Annotated in this window: 23 protein-coding genes; 6 read left to right on the top strand and 17 right to left on the bottom strand. The window is 59.5% G+C overall.

Translation table 11 applies throughout. The annotated features are described in order from the left end of the window. Window positions 1-5: 5 nt before the first annotated feature. The gene (locus MK745_RS14050; protein WP_243613930.1) at window positions 6-1130 is read right to left on the bottom strand and encodes a beta-ketoacyl-ACP synthase III; all 1125 of its coding nucleotides are present in this window, start codon (window positions 1128-1130) and stop codon (window positions 6-8) included. Between the two features lie 87 nt (window positions 1131-1217). Beyond that, complete coding sequence (truA, locus tag MK745_RS14045) at window positions 1218-1985, bottom strand: tRNA pseudouridine(38-40) synthase TruA (protein ID WP_243613929.1); 768 nt, start codon at window positions 1983-1985, stop codon at window positions 1218-1220. A 121-nt stretch (window positions 1986-2106) separates the two neighbouring features. On the opposite strand from truA, the gene MK745_RS14040 reads away from it, so the two are divergent. Continuing rightward, window positions 2107-3522 (top strand): YcjX family protein, encoded by a 1416-nt coding sequence (locus MK745_RS14040; RefSeq protein ID WP_243613928.1) that lies wholly within the window; start codon window positions 2107-2109, stop codon window positions 3520-3522. Next, window positions 3519-4511, top strand: coding sequence for a YcjF family protein (locus MK745_RS14035; RefSeq protein ID WP_243613927.1), 993 nt, complete (start codon window positions 3519-3521; stop codon window positions 4509-4511). Before MK745_RS14040 ends, MK745_RS14035 begins: the two co-directional genes overlap by 4 nt. A 2-nt stretch (window positions 4512-4513) precedes the next feature. On the opposite strand, the gene MK745_RS14030 is transcribed toward MK745_RS14035, so the two are convergent. Continuing rightward, complete coding sequence (locus tag MK745_RS14030; RefSeq protein WP_243613926.1) at window positions 4514-4927, bottom strand: group III truncated hemoglobin; 414 nt, start codon at window positions 4925-4927, stop codon at window positions 4514-4516. 122 nt (window positions 4928-5049) lie between these two features. Between MK745_RS14030 and MK745_RS14025 the strand changes: the two genes are divergently transcribed. The 3 genes from MK745_RS14025 (at window position 5050) to MK745_RS14015 (ending at window position 9402) form a co-directional block, all read left to right on the top strand. After that, complete coding sequence (locus MK745_RS14025; RefSeq protein WP_243613925.1) at window positions 5050-5760, top strand: VIT1/CCC1 transporter family protein; 711 nt, start codon at window positions 5050-5052, stop codon at window positions 5758-5760. Between the two features lie 199 nt (window positions 5761-5959). Next, complete coding sequence (ileS, locus tag MK745_RS14020; RefSeq protein ID WP_243613924.1) at window positions 5960-8875, top strand: isoleucine--tRNA ligase; 2916 nt, start codon at window positions 5960-5962, stop codon at window positions 8873-8875. Window positions 8876-8949: 74 nt separating this feature from the next. Next, window positions 8950-9402: a methylated-DNA--[protein]-cysteine S-methyltransferase gene (locus MK745_RS14015; protein ID WP_243613923.1), complete on the top strand. Its 453-nt coding sequence runs from the start codon at window positions 8950-8952 to the stop codon at window positions 9400-9402. A gap of 49 nt (window positions 9403-9451) precedes the next feature. On the opposite strand, the gene MK745_RS14010 is transcribed toward MK745_RS14015, so the two are convergent. After that, window positions 9452-10141 carry a CDP-alcohol phosphatidyltransferase family protein gene (locus MK745_RS14010; protein WP_243613922.1) on the bottom strand — a complete coding sequence of 230 codons (690 nt, stop codon included), beginning with the start codon at window positions 10139-10141 and terminating at the stop codon, window positions 9452-9454. Between the two features lie 147 nt (window positions 10142-10288). Between MK745_RS14010 and MK745_RS14005 the strand changes: the two genes are divergently transcribed. Then, the gene (locus tag MK745_RS14005) at window positions 10289-10768 is read left to right on the top strand and encodes a DUF4405 domain-containing protein (RefSeq protein ID WP_243613921.1); all 480 of its coding nucleotides are present in this window, start codon (window positions 10289-10291) and stop codon (window positions 10766-10768) included. An 18-nt stretch (window positions 10769-10786) separates the two neighbouring features. On the opposite strand, the gene MK745_RS14000 is transcribed toward MK745_RS14005, so the two are convergent. The 13 genes from MK745_RS14000 to MK745_RS13940 all read right to left on the bottom strand — a co-directional run bounded on the left by MK745_RS14000 (window position 10787) and on the right by MK745_RS13940 (window position 22938). Continuing rightward, window positions 10787-12094, bottom strand: a complete 1308-nt coding sequence (locus MK745_RS14000) for an ATPase (protein WP_243613995.1) — start codon at window positions 12092-12094, stop codon at window positions 10787-10789. A gap of 114 nt (window positions 12095-12208) precedes the next feature. After that, entirely contained in the window at window positions 12209-12703 is a 495-nt protein-coding gene (locus MK745_RS13995) for a prepilin peptidase (protein ID WP_243613920.1), read from the bottom strand. A 20-nt stretch (window positions 12704-12723) separates the two neighbouring features. After that, entirely contained in the window at window positions 12724-13572 is an 849-nt protein-coding gene (locus tag MK745_RS13990) for a tetratricopeptide repeat protein (protein WP_243613919.1), read from the bottom strand. Between the two features lie 31 nt (window positions 13573-13603). Next, window positions 13604-14167: a tetratricopeptide repeat protein gene (locus tag MK745_RS13985; RefSeq protein ID WP_243613918.1), complete on the bottom strand. Its 564-nt coding sequence runs from the start codon at window positions 14165-14167 to the stop codon at window positions 13604-13606. A gap of 12 nt (window positions 14168-14179) precedes the next feature. Then, complete coding sequence (locus MK745_RS13980; protein WP_243613917.1) at window positions 14180-15133, bottom strand: type II secretion system F family protein; 954 nt, start codon at window positions 15131-15133, stop codon at window positions 14180-14182. 12 nt (window positions 15134-15145) lie between these two features. Then, window positions 15146-16114, bottom strand: a complete 969-nt coding sequence (locus tag MK745_RS13975) for a type II secretion system F family protein (RefSeq protein ID WP_243613916.1) — start codon at window positions 16112-16114, stop codon at window positions 15146-15148. 5 nt (window positions 16115-16119) lie between these two features. Then, window positions 16120-17592, bottom strand: coding sequence for a CpaF family protein (locus MK745_RS13970; RefSeq protein WP_243613915.1), 1473 nt, complete (start codon window positions 17590-17592; stop codon window positions 16120-16122). Between the two features lie 14 nt (window positions 17593-17606). Beyond that, window positions 17607-18854, bottom strand: coding sequence for an AAA family ATPase (locus MK745_RS13965; RefSeq protein ID WP_243613914.1), 1248 nt, complete (start codon window positions 18852-18854; stop codon window positions 17607-17609). A gap of 287 nt (window positions 18855-19141) precedes the next feature. Continuing rightward, window positions 19142-19774 (bottom strand): OmpA family protein, encoded by a 633-nt coding sequence (locus tag MK745_RS13960; protein WP_243613913.1) that lies wholly within the window; start codon window positions 19772-19774, stop codon window positions 19142-19144. Window positions 19775-19786: 12 nt separating this feature from the next. Continuing rightward, entirely contained in the window at window positions 19787-21190 is a 1404-nt protein-coding gene (locus tag MK745_RS13955) for a type II and III secretion system protein family protein (protein WP_243613912.1), read from the bottom strand. 193 nt (window positions 21191-21383) lie between these two features. Then, window positions 21384-22247, bottom strand: coding sequence for a Flp pilus assembly protein CpaB (cpaB, locus tag MK745_RS13950; RefSeq protein ID WP_243613911.1), 864 nt, complete (start codon window positions 22245-22247; stop codon window positions 21384-21386). Window positions 22248-22418: 171 nt separating this feature from the next. Continuing rightward, complete coding sequence (locus tag MK745_RS13945; protein ID WP_243613910.1) at window positions 22419-22595, bottom strand: Flp family type IVb pilin; 177 nt, start codon at window positions 22593-22595, stop codon at window positions 22419-22421. A 166-nt stretch (window positions 22596-22761) separates the two neighbouring features. After that, a complete protein-coding gene (locus MK745_RS13940; RefSeq protein ID WP_243613909.1) occupies window positions 22762-22938 on the bottom strand; it encodes a hypothetical protein in 177 nt (58 codons plus the stop codon). Between the last annotated feature and the right edge of the window lie 412 nt (window positions 22939-23350).

The following is a 23350-nucleotide window of genomic DNA, read 5'->3' as shown; positions in this document are numbered from 1 at the left end:
GGCTCTCAGGCCTCGCGCCGTAGCAGGACAGACCCGACCGAATAGCCCGCCCCGAAAGAACACACGAGCCCAAGATCGCCGGGGTCGAGATCGTCGGAATATTTCGCGAATGCGATAATGGACCCGGCCGAAGACGTGTTGGCATAGTCCTGAAGGATGTTCGGCTGTTCCTCGCGTTCCGGCGTGCGGCCCATGACCTTCTTGCCGATGAAATCATTCATCGATTTGTTCGCCTGATGAAGCCAGAGCCGGCGCAGGTTCTCGCCGCCAAAGCCCTCGTCGTCGAGATGGGCAAGGATATGCGCCGACACCATCGGCACCACTTCCTTAAAGACCTTGCGGCCGTTTTGCATGAACTGCATATCGCGCCGATCCTCGACACCGGACGGACGCGAGCGGCGCAGAAAACCGTTATTGTTGCGGATATTGTTGGAGAATTCCGTCGCGCAACGGGTCGAGAGGATATCGAACCGCGCGCCCTTGGCATCTTCCGCGCGCTCAATGACTGTTGCCGTCGCCACGTCGCCAAAGATGAAATGGCAATCCCGGTCGCGCCACTCGAGGTGCCCCGAGCAGATCTCGGGATTGACGACGATGGCCTTGGTGGCCGAGCCGGACCGCACCATGTCCGCCGCCGCCTGAATGCCGAAGGTGGCCGAGGAACAGGCGACGTTCATGTCAAAGGCAAATCCGCCCGCGCCAAGCGCCTTCTGGATTTCGATGGCAATCGCCGGGTAGGCGCGCTCCATGTTGGAGGCGGCACAGATCACAAGGTCGATCTCTTCCGCCGCGATGCCCGCCATATCGAGCGCCTTCTGGCAGGCATCGAGCGCCATCTCTGCCATCAGCGAAAGCTCATCATCACTGCGCTGGCGCAGATGCGGATGCATGACCTCCGGATCAAGAACCCCGCTCTTGTCGATCACATAGCGTTGTTCGATTCCCGAGGCCTTGAAGATGAACTCCGACGAGGAATGTTCCATCGGAGCCATTTCGCCCGCCGCGATGGCCTCGGCGTTCTTTGCGTTCATCCGATCGGCATAGGCATTGAACGCGACGACAAGTTCGTCGTTGGTGATGACCTGTTCCGGGGTGAAGACACCGGTGCCGGTGATGGCGGGTTGATACATGGCTGACCTCTTGCAAGCAGTATCCTAGCAATCCCCAACCCTGACCAGTTGGTCAAGGGGCGCGCGGTAAAAAACGCTCGACTGACCTTAGGCGAACGGGTCTTCCGGGTAGCCGACCCCGGCAAGGTAAAGCCCCTGCGGCGGGCAAACTGGACCACAGGCCGCCCGATCCCGTGCCTCGAGCGCCTCGCGTACCTGATCGGGTGTCCATGCCCCCGCGCCAACGCGCTCCAGAGTCCCGACGAAACTGCGTACCTGATTGTGCAGGAACGACCGCGCCCGCACATGGAAATGCATCTCAGGCCCCCAAAGCGTTTCAACCCGCTCGACCCGCAACGCATCGAGCGTTTTGACCGGGCTGGCCGACTGACAGATCGAACTGCGGAAGGTGGTGAAGTCGTGATGGCCGATGAGAAAATCCGCCCCGGCCTGCATCGCTTCAGCATCTAGGCTGTGATTGATCTGCCAGACCAGTCCCGCCTGATGCGTCGCAGGGGCGCGGCGCATGAGGATGCGAAATAGATACCGCCGCTCCGCCGCCGAGAACCGCGCGTGCCAGTCCTCGTCCACCCGCGCCGCGGCAACAATGGCCACAGGATTCGGTTTCAGATGATGGTTGAGCGCTTCCGAAAGGCGGAACGGTTCCCAGTCCTTTTCCATATCGCAATGCGCCACCTGCGCCAGGCCATGTACCCCTGCATCCGTGCGCCCGGCGGCCGCTATCGTGTGCGGCCCCGGCTCAAGCCGTGCCAGCGCAGCCTCAATCGCGCCCTGAACCGAGGGCTGATCGGCCTGTCTTTGCCATCCGGCAAAGGGCGCTCCGTGGTATTCGACTTTGAGGGCATATCTTGGCATGGCCTGCGCATAGCCCATGTTGCGCGCCGCGAAAAGAGGGGGAGGACATGGGCCAGACTCCCCCCTAGCAATGTTACGCGCCGACACATAGCTTGAGAGCGAAGCAAACACAGGGGGCCGCGTGGTCATCTCAACCCTTGCCGACGGCCTGACGCGCAGCGTCGAATCCGTCGGCGACACCATCTCCGAGACCTTCTTCGAGCCGGTGATCCGGCTCGGTGTGACGGGGCTTGCGCGGTCGGGCAAGACGGTGTTCATCACCTCTCTGGTCGCCAACCTCCTAGATCGCGGGCGGATGCCCGGCCTTTCTGCCGTGGCCGATGCGCGTATCACCGCTGCCCACCTGCAACCCCAACCTGACGACACCATTCCCCGGTTCGACTACGAAACCCATCTCGCCGCGCTCACACGTCCCGATCCGCATTGGCCCGAAAGCACCCGCGCCGTGAGCGAGTTACGCCTGTCGCTCAAGGTTCGGCCCACGGGTCTCCTTGGCGGCGTGCAGGGGCCGCGTACCGTGCATATCGACATCGTGGACTATCCCGGCGAGTGGCTCCTTGACCTTGCGCTGCTCGACAAAAGCTATGCCGAGTGGTCCGCCGAGACCCTCGCCCGGCTCGAGACCCGCGAAGAGGCGCTACCCTTCCGCACCGCGTTGCGCGAAACGGATGCGCTTGCGCCGCTTGACGAACCCGTTGCCCAACGCCTCGCCGCGGCCTTTACGACCTATCTCAATGCCGCGCGCGATGCCGGGGTCTATGATTGCACACCGGGCCGTTTCCTCCTGCCCGGTGATCTCGAAGGCTCGCCCGTTCTCACCTTTGCGCCCCTGCCGCCCGAGACCGGCGCGCCCCGCCGCTGCCTCTGGCGCGAGATGGAGCGCCGCTTTGAGGCTTACAAGGCGCGTGTCGTCAAACCGTTCTTCCGCGATCATTTCGCCCGCATCGACCGTCAGATCGTTCTCGTCGATGCGCTCGGCGCGATCCATCGCGGTCCACGCGCGGTCGAAGATATGCGCGGTGCGATGGCCGATATCCTGACGGCCTTCCGTCCCGGTACCAATAGTTTCCTCTCGCGCCTCCTGAGGGGGCGTCGCGTCGACAAGATCCTCTTTGCCGCGACCAAGGCCGACCACCTGCACCATACCCAACACCCCCAGCTCACCGCGATCATGCAGGCCCTGACCCGCGACGCCGCCTCGCGCGCGGAATTTGCAGGTGCCGCGACCGACGCGCTTGCGCTGGCCTCGGTGCGGGCCACGACCGAAGACAGCCTGCGCCATGACGGCCGCACCCTCGATTGCGTGCGTGGTACGTTGCTCGAGACCGGCAAACAGGCCGCCTTCTACCCCGGTCGCTTGCCGGATGATCCGTCCCAACTCCTGACCCCGGCGCGCGACGGGGCCGAGAAATGGCTCGACGGGGATTTCCGGGCGATGCAATTCGCGCCCGCGCGCCTGACGCTCAAACCGGGTGAAGGCCCTCCGCATATCCGCCTCGACCGCGCGGCGGAATTCCTCTTGGGAGACCGGCTATGACCAATGGCCCCGTTCTGATCGACCTCGAAGACAAGGACGCCGCGCCTTCCGTGCAAGAGGCCGCGCCAGTGCCGGACCTGGCGTCCCCGACGCCAGAAGGGCAGGCGATGGTCATGGCGAGCCGCCTGGCCGCCCGCCCTCCGTCCCGGCTCGCGCGTTGGTTCTGGGGGCTGCTCGGTCTTTTGCTTGGCACTGTGGTGTCGCTGACCGCTTGGGAGTTCATCACCGCGCTTCTTGAACGCACACCAATCCTTGGTTGGGGTGTGACGGCGCTTGTCTGTGTGTTCCTCCTCGTGGTCTTGATGATCGCCCTACGAGAGATCGCGGGATTTGCGCGCCTGCGCCGTGTCGATTCCCTGCGCCACGCGGCCGAGGCTGCGCTGGCCAGCGGAGAGACCAAAGCTGCCCGGGATATGGTCGAGACGCTTGACCGGTTCTATCGCGGTCGTCCCGATACAGAATGGGGCCGTGCCCGCCTTGCAGAACGTAAGGGAGAGGTGATGGACGGCGATGCGCTACTCGCATTGGCCGAGACAGAGCTTCTCGCCCCCCTCGACAAGGCCGCCACGCGTGAGATCGAGGCCGCCTCGCGGCAGGTCGCCACGGTGACGGCGCTTGTCCCTCTGGCGCTTGTCGATGTGGTGACAGCGCTTGGCACCAACATCCGCATGATCCGTCGCATTGCCGAGATCTATGGCGGACGCGCCGGCACCCTCGGAAGCTGGCGCCTTCTGCGCGCGGTGATGACTCACCTTGTCGCAACAGGCGCGGTGGCGATTGGTGATGACATGCTCGGCTCGCTTGCCGGGGGCGGGGTGCTGTCCAAACTGAGCCGCCGCTTTGGCGAAGGCCTGGTGAATGGCGCCCTGACTGCGCGAGTCGGCGTTGCGGCGATGGAAGTCTGCCGCCCCATGCCCTTCACACGCGCCCGCCGCCCCTCGGTCAGTGGCATCGTGAAACGCGCGCTGACCGGCTTTTTCGGGGGCTGACCCTAGTCCAGAACGGGCGGCGCCGCCTTGGTCTGACGGACCTGCTGAAGACCGAGGCGCAGTCCCTTGCCAATCCGGTGGGCCAGCGCCGAAAACTGGGTTCTGGTCGGCTCAGGCAGGGTTTCGGCGAGGGTTTCATCGAAGAGTCCGAGCCAGAGTTCGAAGTGTTCGGGCTGCACATGCGGGCTTTGCATATGCGCCATCATCGGGCTCCCGGAATAGCTCCGTTCCTTAAGGATCGCATTGCGCCAGAACCCGGCGATTTTGGCCTCATGTGCGGGCCACGCCCCGTCCTTGATATGCGCCGAGAAAACCGGCCCAAGAACTTCATGCTGGCGGATTCGGGCATAGAACAGGCGCATCACGTCGTCGATTTGTCCGGGTGTAATCTCAAATAGCTGCAACGGGTTGTTCATTTCGCGCTCCTTTGAAAGAAGGCGCAGTCTGCGCCTTGTGCCTTGCGGGGAAAATAGGCCATTTCGCCACGTGGGTGGCCTTTGGAGTAGACCCTCACGCCGGGCTTTGGCACTCTGCCCACATGACCGAGCACGGACACAGCCAAGCAGAAGTAGAACAGCGTATTGGCGCACCACAAGGGCGCGGATACCTGCGCGATGTGGTCTATGGTGCGATTGACGGCTCGGTGACGACCTTTGCCATCGTCGCAGGCGTCGCCGGGGCGGGGCTCTCGCCTTTTATCATCGTCGCGCTCGGCTTTGCCAACGTGCTCGCGGACGGGTTTTCCATGGCGGTCGGCAATTACTCCGGCACTAAGGCTGAACTCGATGACGCCGAGCGCCTGCGTGCCGTCGAACGCCGCCATTTGCGCGACCATCCCGAAGGTGAACGCCGCGAAATTCGGGAAATCCTGCGCCTCAAGGGGCTGGAGGGGCCTGTGCTCGAGGCCGCGACCGATGCGATCTTCAAGGACGAAGAGGCCTCGGTCCAGCTCATGCTCGAGGGCGAATACGGCATCTCCTCTGTCGACCCGCATCCATTTCACGCAGCCTTGGCGACCTTTGCTGCCTTCCTCGTGGCTGGTGTGATCCCGCTCTTGCCCTTCGTCTTTGGCATGGAGAACGCCTTTCGCCTTGCCTCGATCCTGACCGCCTTCGTCTTCTTCGGTATTGGCGCCCTCAAAAGCCGTTGGGCGCTTGTGCCGTGGTGGCGCTCCGGGCTCGAGACCTTGCTCATCGGTGGGGTCGCCGCGCTGATCGCCTTCGGAGTCGGGAGCCTCTTCAACGTCTGAGCCTCGGCCGCGCCAGTTCCGCCTTGCCGCGCTTGCGGCACAGGCCTATAACGCGCCCCATGACCCGCCATTTCGCGATCATTATTCGAATTACATGCCCGGCGCTCTGAACCAAACGAGCCGCCGGGACAAGGCGTATGGGAAACCGCGCCGACTTTCACACTTCCCAACATGATCCGAACCGCAAGGACGCCGAAAGATGTGCGCCGAGACGCCTGACTACAAAGACACGCTGAACCTTCCCAAAACCGATTTCCCCATGCGCGCGGGACTGCCCAAGCGCGAGCCGGAATGGCTCGCCCGCTGGGCCGAAATCGGTATCTATGACCGCCTGCGCGAGAAAGAGGGGCGGGCCCCCTTTATCCTCCATGACGGCCCCCCCTATGCCAATGGTCATCTGCATATCGGCCACGCGCTCAACAAGATCCTCAAGGACTTCATCGTCCGTAGCCAGCAGATGCTTGGCCGCGATGCGCGCTATGTGCCGGGCTGGGATTGCCACGGGTTGCCGATCGAATGGAAGATCGAGGAACAGTACCGCGCCAAGGGCAAAGACAAGGACGAGGTTGACGTGGTCGAATTCCGCAAGGAATGCCGCGATTTCGCCGCCGGCTGGATCGATATCCAGCGCGACGAGTTCAAGCGCCTCGGCATCACCGGCAAATGGGAAAAGCCCTACCTGACGATGGATTTCCACGCCGAGCGCGTCATCGCCGAGGAGTTTATGAAATTCCTCATGAACGGCACGCTCTACCAAGGCTCCAAACCGGTCATGTGGTCGCCTGTCGAGGAAACCGCGCTGGCCGAGGCCGAGGTGGAATACCACGACAAGGAGAGCTTCACCATCTGGGTGAAATTCCCCGTCGCGACCGAGGGTGACCTCAGCGGCGCCAACGTGGTCATCTGGACCACCACCCCCTGGACCATCCCCTCGAACAAGGCGGTGGTCTTTGGCGAGGACTATTCCTACGGCCTCTATGAGGTGACCTCCACGCCCGAGGAATGTTGGGCCAAGCCGGGCGAGCGCTTCTTGCTCGCCGACAAGCTTGCTGGCGACGTAATGGGCCGCGCGCGTCTTGACGACGACATGTGGACCCGTGTGCGCGATGTGCCGACCTCGGAGCTTGCGGGCCTGACCCTGCGCCACCCGCTTGCCGGGGCCGAAGGGGCCAAGGGCGAATGGGACGACCTGCGCGACTTCCGCGCCGCCGATTTTGTCACCGACGAAGAAGGCACCGGCTTTGTGCACTGCGCCCCTTCGCACGGTATGGAAGAATTCGAACTTTACCGCGATCTCGGGATGCTCAAACAGGTCATCACCTATAACGTCATGGACGATGGCTCTTTCCGCGAAGACCTGCCGTTCTTTGGTGGCAAGCGCATCCTGCGTGCCAAGGCCAAGAAAGGCGATTGGGAAGGCGACGCGAACGGCGCTGTCATGTCCAAACTGGCCGAAGTGGGCGGTCTTCTCGCCCGAGGCAAGATCAAGCACAGCTACCCCCATAGCTGGCGCTCCAAGGCCCCGGTCATCTACCGCAACACACCGCAATGGTTCGCCGCCATCGACCGCGAGGTCGGCGACGGACAGGATACCTACGGCAAGACGATCCGCGATCGTGCCCTGAAATCCATCGACGAACTCGTCACTTGGACGCCGAAGACGGGCCGCAACCGCCTCTATTCGATGATCGAAGCGCGCCCCGACTGGGTGCTGTCGCGTCAACGCGCCTGGGGCGTGCCGCTGACCTGCTTTGTCAAGAAAGGCGCGCTGCCGACGGATCCGGACTTCCTCTTGCGCGACGATGCCGTGAACGCCCGCATCTGCGAAGCTTTCGAGGCCGAAGGTGCGGACGCTTGGTATCTGGACGGCGCCAAGGAGCGCTTCCTCGGCAACGACTACAACGCCGACGATTACGATCAAATCTTTGATGTGCTCGACGTGTGGTTCGATTCTGGCTCGACCCACGCTTTCGTGCTGCGTGACCGCGAAGATGGCGTCCCGGATGGCATCGCCGATCTTTACCTCGAAGGCACCGACCAACACCGTGGTTGGTTCCATTCTTCTATGCTTCAGGCCTGCGGCACCAAGGGCCGCGCGCCCTATCGTGGCGTGCTGACTCACGGGTTCACGCTCGATGAGAAGGGCAACAAGATGTCCAAATCCTTGGGCAACACCATCGTGCCCGAGGAAGTGGTCAAGCAATATGGCGCCGATATCCTGCGCCTCTGGGTGGCCCAGACCGACTATACCAACGACCAGCGGATCGGCCCGGAAATCCTCAAAGGGACCGCCGACAGCTATCGCCGCCTGCGCAACACCATGCGTTTCATGCTCGGCGCGCTCGCGCATTTCGACGAGAAAGACCGCGTTGAACCTGCCGATATGCCCGAACTGGAACGCTGGGTTCTGCATCGCCTGGCCGAGTTGGATCACAAGGTTCGCACTGGCTACAACGCCTATGACTTCCAAGGCGTCTTTAGCGCGATCTTCAACTTTGCCACGGTCGAGCTTTCGGCGTTCTACTTCGATATCCGCAAGGACGCGCTTTATTGCGATGGCGACACTGCGCGTCGCCGCGCCGCGCATACCGTGCTTGATCTCCTGTTCCATCGTCTGACCACATGGCTTGCGCCGGTTCTGACCTTCACGATGGAAGAGGTCTGGCTCGAACGCTTCCCGGGTGAGGGCGCGTCGGTGCACCTGACCGATATCCCAGAGACGCCCGCCGATTGGATCGACGAGCCGCTTGCCGCGAAATGGGCCAAGGTGCGCGAGGCGCGTCGTGCCGTGACCGCCGCCCTCGAAGTGCAGCGCACGGATAAGGTCATCGGTGCGTCGCTCGAAGCATCGCCCGTCGTCCATGTGCGCGAGGCCGAGGTGCTCGAGGCGCTGAAGTCGGTGAACTTCGCTGATATCTGCATCACGTCTGACATTCGCCTGACCGGCGATCCGATGCCTGCCGAAGCCTTCCGCCTGCCGGAAGTCGAAGGCGTGGGCGTGGTGTTCGAGAAAGCCGAGGGCGAGAAATGCCAGCGTTGCTGGAAAATCCTCCCTGATGTGGGCCGTCACGCACATACGGGCGTCTGCGGCCGCTGTAGCGACGCGCTCGGCTAGATCGCGCAGACCTGTTGATGCACTCAGAAAACGTCCCGCTTGCGGGGCGTTTTTTTCTGGGCCACGGTCATCTCATGACAGAACGCACGATAGACAGCCCGGTCGGCGCCCTGCGCCTTGTCGAGAGCGACGGCGCGATCACGCGGCTTGCTTGGGGGCAGGGCGCGCGGGACTCCACTCCGCTCCTCCTCGAGGCCGAGGCCCAGCTTGCCGCCTATTTCGCCGGCACCCGCGAAGCGTTCGATATCCCGCTCCATGTCGACAGGAGCGAATTTCAGCGCGCGGTCTGCGATGCCATGCTTGCGATCCCCTTTGGCTATACCCGGACCTATGGCGAGATTGCCCGCGACCTTGGCGTCCCGGCGCAGGCCGTGGGGCAGGCCTGCGGTGCAAACCCGATCCCGATCCTCATTCCCTGTCACAGGGTCATGGGGGCGAAAGGCCTGACAGGGTTTTCCGGAGGGGGCGGTGTCGAGACGAAGGTGACGCTGCTGCGCCTCGAAGGCGCGGCGGGACTGCTCATCTGAAATGCGCACATACGCAATACCGACGTAATACCGACGTGATACAGACGCGCTATTTTGCCGGAAAAATCTGCTGCGCGATGCCTGCGAACAAGAGATAGATCGAGGTCACGACAAGCCCCCAATGGGCCCAGCTCTCGGGGTGAAAATCAACCCAAGCCGCCCATCCCGCGAAGAAGGTCCAGGCAAACGCCACCGGCAGCGACACGTTACGCCACCGCTCTGTGCGCACCGGATGGATGAACTTGAGCGGCAGGAACATCGCCACCGCAAGCAAAGCCACAAGCGCGAACGAGACCCAGAAATTCGGCTCCAACGCAAAGATCACGAGCACCAGCATGTTCCAGCAGCCGGGAAAGCCGTGAAAGGAATTATCCTTTGTTTTCATGCGGGTGTCGGCAAAATACATGGCCGAGGCAAAGGTGATCACGATGATCGACGCCCACCCGGTCCAGCCGCCCATCAGGTCGGATTTGAAAAGCGCGAAGGCGGGGATAAAGACATAGGTCAGGTAGTCGATGATGAGATCAAGAAGGACGCCATCGAACTCTGGTGCGTTGGTCTTGACGTCATATTTCCGCGCCATCGGCCCATCAAGCCCATCCACCGCAAAGGCCACAACGAGCCAGAGGAACATCAAGCTCCACTTCTCGTCCACCGCCGCCAACATCGCCAACATGGCAAACACGGCACCGGTCGCAGTAAACAAATGAACAAGCAAGGCACGTAGATGATCTGTCATCCATCCGTCATGACGCAATTCTCCATATAGCGCAACGCCGGGCATTTGTTTTTCGACCTTTAGAACTTGGGAAAATGCGCTCTCGTGGCGACGGAATTTGCCCCTGCCACGTTATACGATTGAAACAGGTTTCGGAGAGCAAGAACCATGTATCTACGTAAATGGGCGACACCACTCACAATCGGAAGTTTCCTTGTCATGGGGGTGACCGGCACTTTGATGTTTTTCCATCTGGATGAAGGGCTTAACAAGCTTCTGCACGAATGGGCAGGGTGGGCCATGTTGGTTGCGGTCGGAGCGCATGTGCTGTTGAACTGGCGCGCGTTTCAGATCTATTTCAAACGCCCTGTCGCGTTGGGGATTATGGTCGTGGCGGCGGGTGCGCTTCTCTTGTCTTTTGTACCGGTCGACGCAGGGGGCGGCAGCCCCGTTCCCCATGTCATGCGCGCGTTGTCTGACGCTCCTGTGGAGCATGTCATCGCCATTGCCGGGGTTGATCTTCAAGAGGGTTTGACCCGGCTTCGTGAGGCCGGGTATCCGATTGAGGCTGGGCAGGCGATTGCGGATGTCGCTCAAGGAGATCGCGGTGCAAGCATGACAGCAATGAAGTCGCTCTTTGTTCCCTGACCAACTGGGGACGCCCCCTCATTTCACGATGTGTTCATCTTTCACGAACATATTGGCCCATGCGCGATCAATCAGATCAGGGTTCATCTGATAAGGGATGCCTTCGAACTGACAGATCGAAATGATCTGATCGATGAGGAAAATCGGCTGGTAGTTGGCGTAGACATTGTCGATCGCCGGGTATTTTTCTTTGAGCAGGTAGATCAGCGAGGCTTCGTCGAGGGGCACTTTCTTCTTCTTCGCGACGAGTGCAAAAATCTTGAGGAAGTTCTCCTGGCTCGGTCCGTCAATCTTGATCTTAAAGAAAATCCTGCGAAGCGCGGCTTGGTCGAAAATCTCGTTCGGGTGAAAGTTGGTTGAGAAAATCACAAGCGTGTCAAAGGGCACTTCGAATTTTTCGCCTGATTGTAGCGCGAGGATGTCCTTGCCTTCTTCGAGCGGAACGATCCAACGGTTCACGAGCGCCTGTGGCGGCTCTTCCTGACGTCCGAGGTCGTCGACGATAAAGATTCCGCCCGTGGATTTGAGCTGTAGCGGCGCCTGATAGGTGCGCGCGGTTGGGTTGTAGACCAGGTCCAGCATATTGAGAGAAAGCTCCCCGCCGGTGATCACCGTGGGGCGCTCGCATTTGACATAGCGGCTGTCGAACCGACCGACACGACGTAGCGAGGTCTTGTCATCCTCGTCGGCTTCGGCGGCGGAATGCACAATCGGGTCATAGACCGTGATGACTTGTCCGGCATATTCAATCGCGCGCGGAACATAGATCTTGTCGCCCATCGCATCACGTATGCCGTTGGAAATAGAAGATTTCCCGTTGCCCGGCGGGCCATACATGAGGATCGAACGCCCGGATCCGACTGCGGGGCCAAGATGATCGAGAAGACTATCAGGCAGGATCAGGTGTCCCATCGCCTTGGTGAGTTGTTCGCGCGTAATCTGCACGTTCTTGATCGATTGGCGTTCCACTTGTTCGCGATAGACATCAAGCGGTACAGGCATCGCTCCGTAGTACTCCGACTGGGACAAAGCATCGAGCGCGCGGGATTTGCCGGCCTCGGTCAATTGGTAGCCCATCTCATTGCCGCTATTCGCATTGAGCGTCCCGGTCGCCTCGATCAGGCGCTGTTCGCGGCCCATATCGACAAGCTCCTGCGTCACAGCAGAAGGCAGGCAGATTGCCTTGGCGATTTCCGAGACCATATCGACGTTCTTCCGGAACATAGTCTTCAGAAGTATGTCCCGCATCATCACGATGGGGAGCTGCATTTCGGCCAGACGCTTTGGCGCCGGCGGTGCTATGACATTGGAGACCTGCATGTTCATTGGTGTCACCTCGCCATCCTTGGTGCTTCCTGTGAGCAGGTGCGCCTAGGCATAGCTCACTTGCCGCGTTCCTCGCAACTAGACCCTAGAAAGAAGGCAATTTTCGGGCCGGGATCAGGCGCCGTAGAGGAAACCAAGCGCAAGGTAGAGCGCCAAGGTGCCGCCGAGGGCGAGGCCCATGGGGAAGTCCCAGCCCTGTTCCCAGCTTTCCCAGTCAGGGACCATGCGCCGGATCGGAGAGTGCTTGGCAATCCTGTGCGTGACCCAAGCCGCAAGGAGGGTCGCGGTAAAGATCGCCATCAGGAACCGCAGGTCTGAGACAAAGACAAAAGGTGCCGCGGCCGTCGCGAACTTAGCGTCGCCTGCCCCCACAAGGCCGCCTGCATTCAGCAGGATACCGATCAGAAGCACGATGACCACGTGCAGCAGGTGCCAAAGATAGATTGGAAAGGGGAGGGCGATCAGACCCACGACAACATAGACACCGAGCAAGAAAAGCACGCTCGTATTCGGGATACGCATGGCGCGCATATCTGACCATGCGACGTAGAAACAGACCGGCAGCACGAAAGGCATGAACCAAAGCGCGGCGCTCGTGGGGATCTCCATAGACATCCGCCCCTAGCCTATCAGCTTTCTTCCAACGCGCGCAGGGCGCGTACGGCGGCTTCGAAATGCTGCGGGTGGGTGTCAATCGCTTCACGCAGGAGCGTTTTGCCGGTTTGTGTGTCGTTCTGCTTGATCGCGGAAAGCGCCATCGTGTGAAGAAGCTGGGCCCGCTCGGTCTGGTCCATGGGGATCACGGGAAGGGTGTACTTACGCTGTGCGCCGCGTGCGAGAACCATGTTGTTCTTGGCGGTGAACAGGGCGTTGTCCTGCCGGATCGCATCGCTGAACAACCGTTCGGCGTCAGCGTAGTCGCCCCGTGTGAGCTTGGAATACCCCCAGTTGTTGAGCACGCCGGCCGGGCGCGTCGTCAATCCAACGGCCGTCTCATAGTAGCTGTCGGCCTTGCTCCATTCGTTGTTGGAGTCGGCGATCATCGCCTCAAGGCGGTAGCGCTTGAAGGTCTCGTGTGTGGGCGGAATCGTGTCGAGCTGTTTCTCGGCCTCTTGCCATTTACCTGCGCGGATCAGGGCATCCGCATAATCTACGCGGTCTACGCTCGTCGATTCTGTATTCTTCACGACACGCTGCCAAGCGGGAATGGCTTCGGAGTAGCGCCGTGCGCGCACAAGTGACACCGCGAGACCGCGTTGGATGTCGATCCGGTCCGGATTGTCCTTGAGCGTGCGCTGAAAATAGGAGACCGCCTCATTGGGGTCTGCCACGGTCAGCATGATGTCCGACAGGTTGCTTTCGTCGATCGCGTTCACGTCTTGAAGCGCTCGATCTACGGACGAAGTGCCTGTGTCTTCACAGCCCGCAAGCGCAAGTGCGCTCACAAGACTTATGGATACGATAAATGGCTGGCGCATTGTTGCGACCTCTTACTGCTCTTGCCACTTTTTAAGGTGTTTGCCGGATCAGGTAGCTCGACCGTCCACGGCGCACCATTTTATATTCGTTTGCCTGTTCATCATCATAAGACGGATTTTCCAATTTTGCGAGTGCTAACCGCAGATTGTCCCGAATCATGTCACTATCGCCATTGTCGAGCGCGTAGGCCTTGCGAAAGACCTGAACCGATTGGGCGACTTCGCCTTTCTCGAGCAAAATAACACCGAGGTTGTTCCAGGCGTCCGGGCGAGTTTCGTCTTTCTCGAGAGCGCGTTTCAGGAAGCTCTCGGCCTGTCCGAGGCGGCCAAGCGCAAGGTTCGCAGAACCCAAGGAAATAAGGACGTCAGGCGTCATCCCGTGATCCCCAGCGGCACGGATATAGGCCTTGAGCGCCAGTTCGTGCTCGCCCGCATCCATGAGCCGATCCCCGACGACGAGGCCATCAACGGCTTCTTCGCTATGATCCACACCCGGTGCAAATGGGCCAGTGCGAGACTCGGAAAGGCCGCCCGTGTCACAGGCGGCCAATGCCAGAAGGGAGGTCAGAAGCGCCGGTCGTAGGGCGGATCGCATGGGGCCTCGTCTTTAGTTGCCGAGTTTGGTGATGTTGTAGACCGACGGCCCCACGAGGATGATCAGGAGCGGCGGCACCGTGAGCATCATTGTGGCAAGCGTCATCTTGGTTGGCAACTTGTTTGCCTTTTCCTCGGCGCGCATCACCCGCTTGTCACGCATCTCGCCCGCATAGACGCGCAACGCTTCGGCGATGGACGTCCCGAAAGAGGCAGACTGGATGAGAACGGTCACAAAAGACGACACATCCTGCACGCCGCAGCGTTCGCTCATGTCCCCAAGGACGGCGGCTTTGTCTTTGCCAGCTTTCATCTCATAGGAGACGATTTCGAATTCGTCTGCCAGAGAGGGATAGGAGGCGCGCAGTTCGCGTGCGACGCGGATGATGGATTGGTCGAGGGACTGGCCTGCTTCGACGCAGACCAGCATCATGTCCAAGGCATCGGGAAAGCCTGAGGTGATTTCTTCTTTGCGTGTCTCCACACGACGGGTCACCCAGTATTTTGGCAGCAGATAGCCAGCTCCCGCCGGGCCGAGAATGTGCAAGAGCGTGTCTTGTGTACCAGTGGAAACACCCCCTTTGACAAAGAAGAAATATGCGAGGCCGAGCACAAGCCCACCGATGCCAAGCCCCATCTGGGCAAGGTGAAAGGCGCGCACGGCATCGCGGGAATGGTATCCGGCCTGAAGCAGCTTCAGGCGCAGGCTGGACAGTTCTTCTTCGTTCTTCGGCTCAAGGAACGCCTTATATTTTGCCAGGCGCTCGTTGTTGGACCCACGGCGGAGCTTTTCCTTGCGGCCATCTTTGCCCGCGACCCGGTCGCTCTCGCTTTTCTTAAGCTTGTCGATCGGATCGTTTTGGGCCTTGAGCATCATTGGGATGGTCGCGGCGATCATCAAGAGACCGAGGACACCAACAATGATGAGGGGGCCAAACGGGCCGAGCATATCGGTTAGGAACTGCATGAAATGACCTCCTTAAACCTTGATGTCTGTCAGGATGCGCATCACGAAAAGGTTCGCGGCAAGGAACAGGCCGACAGTGATGCAGGCCGGGATGAAGAGCGAGTGGGTCTGCACCTCGTCGTAATAGTGCGGGTCGCTCAGGTTGATGAAGATAAGCGCCGCGACGGGGAAGCCGGACAGGAACTTTCCGGACCATTTCGCCTCGGCCGTAATTGCTTTCACACGGCGGAACAGACGGAAGCGGGCACGGATCACCTTTGAAAGACCGGCGAGGATTTCGGCAAGGTTGCCGCCCGACTGCTGTTGGATCGTCACCGCGACCGCGAGGAAGCGCAAATCCTGCATGTCGAGACGTTCGGCCATATCCTTAAGAGCCTCTCCAACATCCCGCCCATAGGCGCTTTCATCTGCGATGACGCCGAATTCGGTCGCCAAAGGATCTTCAACCTCGCGAGACACGATCTGAATTGCGGATGAAAACGGGTGTCCCACACGCAGCGACCGCACCATGAGTTCGATCGCGTCAGGAAGCTGTTCCTCGATCATCGACAGGCGCTTGCCCGCTTTCATTGACACCCAGAAGTAGATGCCTCCAACGCCCATCATGATTGAAATGATGACGGTCATCAGGAGCCCGGTGTTGGTCCCGATTGTGAGGCCGATGAAGGCAAAGACAGTGACGCCCGCCATCATCATCATGAGTTGCTTCGGCGTGAAGGCAATAGCTGCTTTTTGTGCCTTGGAGGCGAGCATGGAGTAGAGCGGGATCGAGCGCACTTTCCCGTGCTGTTGCATCTCCTTGCGCAGCTGCTCCAGAACTTCGGCACGCTTTGTGCCTTTGTCGAGCATCTCGAGACGGCGGTTGACCCGGCTGTTCAAGCTGATCGAGCGTCCAAAAACCGTCAAGTAGACACCTTCGACCAAGGCGAGCACCGCGATAAAGATCACACCGTAGATAATGAGTTCAGGGCTAAAAGGCATCGTGATTATCCCGCGGTTGGTTCGTAGATAGCTGGCGGCAGATCAAAGCCCCAGAGACGGAATCGCTCGGAGAAGTGGCTGCGGACGCCTGTTGCTGTGAAATGGCCGATGATCTTGTTGTCAGGGCCAAGGCCCGTCCGCTGGAAGCGGAAGATCTCCTGCATCGAGATGACGTCGCCTTCCATGCCAGTGATCTCGGTGATCGAAGTCATGCGGCGAGAGCCGTCCTGCAGGCGCGAGGCCTGTACGATGAGGTTCACAGCAGAGGAAATCTGCGAGCGTTGCGCCTTGATTGGCATTTCGATCCCGGCCATTGCGATCATGTTTTCAAGACGGGCGATCCCGTCGCGCGGGTTGTTGGCGTGAATCGTGGTCATCGAGCCGTCGTGGCCCGTGTTCATCGCCTGAAGCATGTCGATCACTTCCTCGCCACGCGTCTCGCCAACGATGATCCGATCCGGGCGCATACGAAGAGCGTTCTTGAGACAATCGCGCGGTGAGACTTCGCCTTTGCCCTCGACGTTCGGCGGGCGGCTTTCCATGCGACCGACGTGGATTTGTTGCAGCTGGAGTTCGGCCGTGTCTTCGATCGTGAGAATCCGCTCGGAATTGTCGATGAACGACGAAAGCGCATTGAGCGTCGTGGTTTTACCCGAGCCTGTCCCGCCAGAAACGATCACATTGAGGCGTGTCGAAACTGCCGCTTGCAGATATGCAGCCATCTCCTCGGAAAAGGCACCGAAGTTCACAAGATCGTCGATCCCGAGTTTGTCTTTCTTGAATTTACGAATGGAAACCAGCGAGCCATCGACGGCGATTGGCGGCACCATAGCGTTGAAACGCGAGCCATCCTGTAGACGCGCATCGACATAGGGGTTCGACTCATCGACGCGACGCCCGACAGCCGAGACGATCTTGTCGATGATCCGCAGAAGATGCTTCTCGTCTTTGAATGTCGTGTCCGAGATCTGGAGTTTACCGTCGCGCTCGACAAAAACCTGTTGCGGCCCGTTGATGAGAATATCGCTGATGGTGTCGTCTTTGAGCAGCGGCTCAAGCGGACCGAGACCTGTGACTTCGTCGTAGAGCTCTTGGTTGATGAGCGCGCGCTCTTCGCGATTGAGCACGATGGCGCGTTCCTGAAGAACCTCGGAAGCGATGGCGCCGATTTCGTTACGCAGGTCCTGCTCGGATGCGCTTTCGAGTGCGGAGAGGTTCAGGTTGTCCAGCAGTTCCCGGTGCAGTTCGACCTTGATTTCACCGAGGCGTTCTTTGCGTTTGCGCTCTTTGTCGACCGGAGCCGCTTTTGCGGGCGCGCGTTGCACGGCCTTGCGCATCGAGGGCTTGGGTTGTTCGGGGGCAGGGGTGGCCGGCGCTGCTTGCTTTGCTGTCGGAGCGGCGGCAGGGGCTGCTTTCGGTGCGGCGCCACCTGCCGGGTTGACTGGCTTCGCAGGTTCTTTCTTGTATCGAGAAAACATCTAGTATCTTTCCCTCACGCGGCTTTCGGATCGCTTTGATCCACTTCGAGCAGGCTCTCAGCCAGCTTTGCGATTTCTTTGCGTAGCGGGTTCTTCGGCGCGGCAATGCCCAATGGTTGCCCATGGTCGGCCCCGTTCATGACCTGCCGGCCGCCATCCGGAAGAAGAACGTCGATTGAAATCGAGAGGCTATCGGCCAAGCGCTTGACGCGGCTCTTCCCGGCGAGGTCCGTAAACTTCGGCGCGCGGTTGAGCACATAGCGCAGCTTTTCAAATGGCAGGTCCTCGGCTTGGAGCGCGCGCTTGATCCGCATCGCGTTCTGCGCCGAACGCATGTCGATCTCCATGGTCGCAAGGTAGACATGTGCGGCACTCAAGACAGCTTCGGTCCAGACAACCAGGGTCTTGGGCATATCCACAATGACATAGTCATAGTGCTGTCGCGCCATTGCGATGACGCGCTCAATGTCCTCAGAACTCAATAGATCAAGCGGAATGATGTCGGGCGGCGCGGTCAGAACGCTGATCTTGCCTTCGTATTGCTGAAGCGCTTGCCCAAAGCTCTCGCTGTCCATGCCTTCGGTGTCGGTGATGAGCTCAAAGACGGCTTCGCGGCGCGGGAGGTCGAGATAGGTCGATACAGAGCCGAACTGAACATCGAGGTCAATCAGACAGACGCGCGGCGCGTTGTCCTTGGAGTTGTTGGCAAGTTCCCAAGCGAGGTTGACGGCAAGTGTCGTCGCGCCGGTTCCGCCGGAAAGGCCATGTACGGCAAGAACGACACCTTCCCGAGATTGCGCGTTGTTTTGAAGTGCCACGGCCGCGGGGGCGGGAACGACCTCGGCCGGCTCTTCCGCGTTCCGCATCCGCGCGATGACTTCTTTCAGTTCACCTTCGGGAAGCGGATAGGGAATGAAGTCATCCGCCCCGTTGCGCAGGAGCTTATGAAGCGAAGCAGGAGTGACATCCTCAGCAATGAGGATCGAGTGGATGCCCCGGGTTTTTGCCGCGTTGATCACGTCGAGCAGAAGATCGAGGTTGTCCTCATCATAGTCGTCGATCGCGATGGCAATGAATTCCAGCGCCTCCGCATCAGGCTGCGCGAGGAATTGTAGAGCGTCGTCAAACCCTAGATCACCCCACTGTTCGCCCATGATTTCCTCCATGTCGACGATCAGAAGCTCAAAGTTCTGAACGTCCCGGCACACAGTACATGCCAGGACCGGGCTAGGATCAGATTGTATCGTCGAGCTACTCGTCATCCTTGACCTCAAGTCCTTTTGCTTTGGCGGTTCCGGAGCGGTCTATCGGTGTGCTGCAAGACACAAACACGTCCACGACGCACCGCCACCCCGGAAGCCAACGTCCGACTCACGCCGGACGTACTACTCCCTTTGGAGACAACTTCGCTTGGAACTTGGGCAACATTTGGGCCGAATTACCGAAATTGTGCGTTATTCGGAGACGATGCCGAGGCGTGCACTATGCGCATATCAAAGCGCCCCTTGTGTTCAGGGGCGCAGCCACTGCGTTGCTTCTTGCGCTGAGCTTACTCTTCGCCTTCGATCGAGGTGCCGCTTAGCTGCGTTTGCGCCTGACCACTTGCAACATAGTCGCGATAGACGATCTCAGCGTATTTTCCATCAAGAACAGAAGGGTGGCGTTCAACAAAGCCCGAAACTTCGGTCACAGTGCGGCGATTTCTGCGTTCGCGGCCTTCAGTCACGATCAATGGCTGTGTCTCGCCGCGCGAGACCAGTGCCTCTAGGCGATCGCGTCCAATGCCGAGGCTCGCAAGGTAAGCAACAACCGCGCGTGCGCGCCGTTTGCCAAGCGCATGATTATACGATGTGGAACCGACAGCATCGGTGTGGCCATAGACACGGAACCTGACTTCTGGGAACTGGCGAATCCAATCCGCCTGTTGGCGCAGGACGGTACGCGCTTGCCCATCGAGTTGCGCGCTGTTGAACGCGAAGTTCACCGTCGAGGTGACCTCGTTTGAGAATCGTCTTGCGAGATCAATGGTATAACTCTTCTCTCCGGTCTGGATCCCAGAGTTGTTCGCGGTCGCGAAACCAAAGTTCCCATGCCGGTCAACGTCCCGGCCAGCTTCTGGATAGTTCTCCCAGCTACACGCAGCGAGAGCGATGATGGGGAGGACGGCAAGGTAGCGTTTCATGGCGGTCTCTCCTTAGTCCATCACATAGCCGTAGGATCCAGAGAAATCCTGTTTGGCGACTTCTCCGGCAGCGCCGCGTTTCGGAGCTTTCTCTTTGGCCACGCGACCAAAGAGAAAAAGGTCTTTCTCACTCGGCGGTTTGACGCGATCCGTCGGAAGCGCAAGAGCTTCGCCACGTGTCGGCGTTACCAAATGCGCGGTTACGATGATGACCAATTCCGATTGCGAGCGCTGATAATCTGCGCTGCGGAACAATGCCCCTAGGATCGGGATATCACCAAGCCAGGGCACTTGCGCATTGTTGTCTTGGAAATCGTCTTGAAGCAGGCCAGCGACCGCAAAGCTCTCACCATCTCTGAGCTCAACCGTTGTCGAGGTCTCGCGTCGTTTGAAGGCCGTGATCGAGAACGTGCCGTCGCTATAGGCGTTCGTTGCATCAAGGGATGATACCGCAGCCTGCAGCTCGAGGTTGATGAGATCCCCATCCACCACGCGTGGGATGAAGTTAAGCTCGACGCCGAAGGGTTTGAACTCGACCGTGACCGTGCCGCCTTCCTGGCTCACGGGAATCGGGTATTCACCACCCGCGAGGAACTTTGCTTCTTGCCCGGAAAGGGAGATCAGGTTGGGCTCGGCCAAAGTGCGGACAACCCCTTTCTCCTCAAGCGCTTCAAGCAAAAGACCAACTTCTAAGGATCCGACGCCGAATTGGAATGCCAGCGCGCCAGCTGTGCCGGGCTGAACTTCGATCGGGTTGCCGAGGCCATTGGTGCCGGAAAGCCACGTTCCCGTTTCCCCGGTCACATCCGTACTACCAAGGGCGATGGAGGATGAGAGCGATTTCGACACAGAGCGCTGCATCTCGGCAAAACGTACTTTGAGCATGACCTGTTGAACGCCGCCGACCGTCATCAGGTTCGAGACGCGTTCAGGCGCATAGCGCTCGGCAAGGTCCAACGCGCGTTGCAGACGCTGCGCGCTCGAAACAGTGCCGGAAAGGACGATGCCGTCATTGGCTGTGCGGACTTCGATTTTTTCGCCGGGAAGAATCTGACGGAGGCGTTCTTTGAATTCGGAAATATCAGGCGCGACGCGCACTTCGACATTCGTAATGAGGCGACCGGAGGCATCCAGAAGGGTAAGTGTCGTGGCGCCTGGTGCTTTGCCGAGGACATAGATGGAGCGATCCGAGAGAGAAGAGATATCGGCGATCGCCGGGTTGGCGATGCTGAGTTCTGCGAAAGGAGAGTCGCTCTCGACGACCACTGCCCTGTTCATAGGAACATTCAACACGGATTCTGTTCCGTTGCGCACAACACGCAGCGCTTCGGCCTGAGCCGACAATGGGGCCAGTGTTGGCACTCCGACGACAGCCAGCCCCAAGAGGGCGGCGCCGATCAATCTACGATATGTCATGTGACCTGCCTTTTTGATCACGCCTCGGTCGTGGATCTTTTGCCCACTCTTTCGAACAATGTGCGGCATTTGGCATTTATTTGCAAGAATCAATGACTTTGCCGCCGTTTTGCATGTGTGAGACGAGACACACTGCCTTTGAGCCCAAGAGGGCTCCGCAACGTGCGAAGCCCACCAAGTGCCTGATAAAACGTTAGTTTGTGCAGGGGATCGGGATTTCGACAACCTCAGATCCCTTCCGCGTCCGTATTGTACACTCCGGCTCCGGCTTGTTGAATTCCACGACTTCGGCCTCTTGTTCAATTCCGAGGAGGCTCCGCTGATCGACTTCGATCGCCTCTGCAACCGTGTCGTCTTGTGCGCCGACAAGGGCCAGCGACAGACTTCCGGTGGATTGCGCTTGGGCGAGCGCCGCAACCTGGTGTGGCTTGACGGCGACCGTGACAGTGCGCGCAACGCGGCTCGCCTCGAAATCCTGGTTGGCTGTCTGGTCAATCGCGATCAGGTCGATGTTCGCTTGAATGAGTTTGGTAATGTCGTCGTTGCCGATCTCGCCGCCAGAGCCTTTGACCCGACCGGTCCAATAGACATCGACGCGATCACCCGGGCGCAGGAAGCCGGCAACCCCGCTGGCCACGTCGACTTTGATCGCAAAGGCGCGCATGCCCTTCGCAAGACGCGATTGGATGCCTGCGTCTTCGCCCGGCATTGTGATCTTGGCAGCCAGGAGCGGCTCCATGGGTTCCAGTTTGCGCAGGATAATGCGTTTACGATCATCATTTTCGGGAAACAGGGCTTCTTCGCTTGTGAAGATGCCTTCCGGGAGAGATTTCTTGGGATACTTCACCATCTTCACGTCTTCTTGCGTGAGGGTATCGCCATACTCCATGGCGCGTGCCATCACATAAACCTCGATGGTTTCGATATCCGGTTTGCGGGCTGCCTTCTCCTTGGCGAGGGCGGATTGATAACCCTCGATGTAGTTCTGTGCCATATAGACGGCGAACCCGGCCAGGCCGAGGCCGACCAAAAGAACCAATGCAAAGATCACTCGCATGACGTTTCCTCTCGAAGCTGACATGTTGCGATGGACCAAACCGAGATCGGGTCGGGCACATGTATCCATCAACCAAGATGGTGCTCAAATGTGGCGAAATAGGGGGCAAAACGGGAAGCTTTGAAGGAAAGCAAATCGGTTTGCCAAACGGAAGGCGCGCCTTCCCGGGGGTCAGTCAGTCCCTTTGGAGATCTGCTCTCCAGTGGTTGTCGCAAGGCTTGTCGCCTCGGTTTCAATCAGGGTCATGACCGCTACACCGAGGGATACGACGCCAGCCGCAATCACAACCCAGTCAACTGTGACTGCGCCGCGTTCGCTACCGCGAAATCTTGCAAAAAAACGCTTCATTGCATCATCCCTGAAAGTAGATCGATCACCTGATGGCATTCGCTGCCTGACTATGTCGACCTAGTGTTAAGAACTCGTAATCTGAGACGGAGGTCCGTCTGAAAAGGCCGCGCCGTCAAGTGAGGCGCGGCCTGGTCTTAGTGCGCTGTAGGAACGCGGCGTTCTCTTAGTCGAGCTCGCCCGAGATGTCCGACGCGGCCTGAGCTGCGAGCGACTTGGTGTTGGTTTCAATGGCGGTGTAGGCTGCCACTGCGAGGCCAACAACAGCTGCGGTCAGAACGACCCAGTCAACAGTCACGGCGCCGTTTTCGTCTTTGCGGAAGTTTTTGATGAACTTGATCATGGTGTGTCCCTCCAAAGGATCATTTAGGTTTCAGTCTCAACCCGGCCGGGCAATGTTGGGCGTCTCTCTCATGCCCGTGTCCGACTTGGTATGAGGGTAATATCCCCCTTGAATGGGGCGCGATTTGGGCGCGTTTGGTGCCATTTTGTAGAAATTCAGTGGTCTTTCGGTGTAGTTGTTCGCGTCTTGCGGGTACTCGCGTGACGTGATCATCGCCTGTGACCTGGAGACAAAAGAAAAGGGCCGCATCAAACGATGCGGCCCCGAAGCTCTGCCCGAAGGCGAGCGGCGTTCTCTTAGTCGAGCTCGCCCGAGATGTCCGACGCGGCCTGAGCTGCGAGCGACTTGGTGTTGGTCTCAATGGCGGTGTAGGCTGCCACTGCGAGGCCAACAACAGCTGCGGTCAGAACGA

Source organism: Shimia aestuarii, assembly GCF_022814865.1.
Classification (GTDB): Bacteria; Pseudomonadota; Alphaproteobacteria; order Rhodobacterales; family Rhodobacteraceae; genus Shimia; species Shimia aestuarii_A.
Note: the sequence above shows the minus strand (reverse complement) of the source record. Positions and strands in the feature narration are given on the sequence as shown.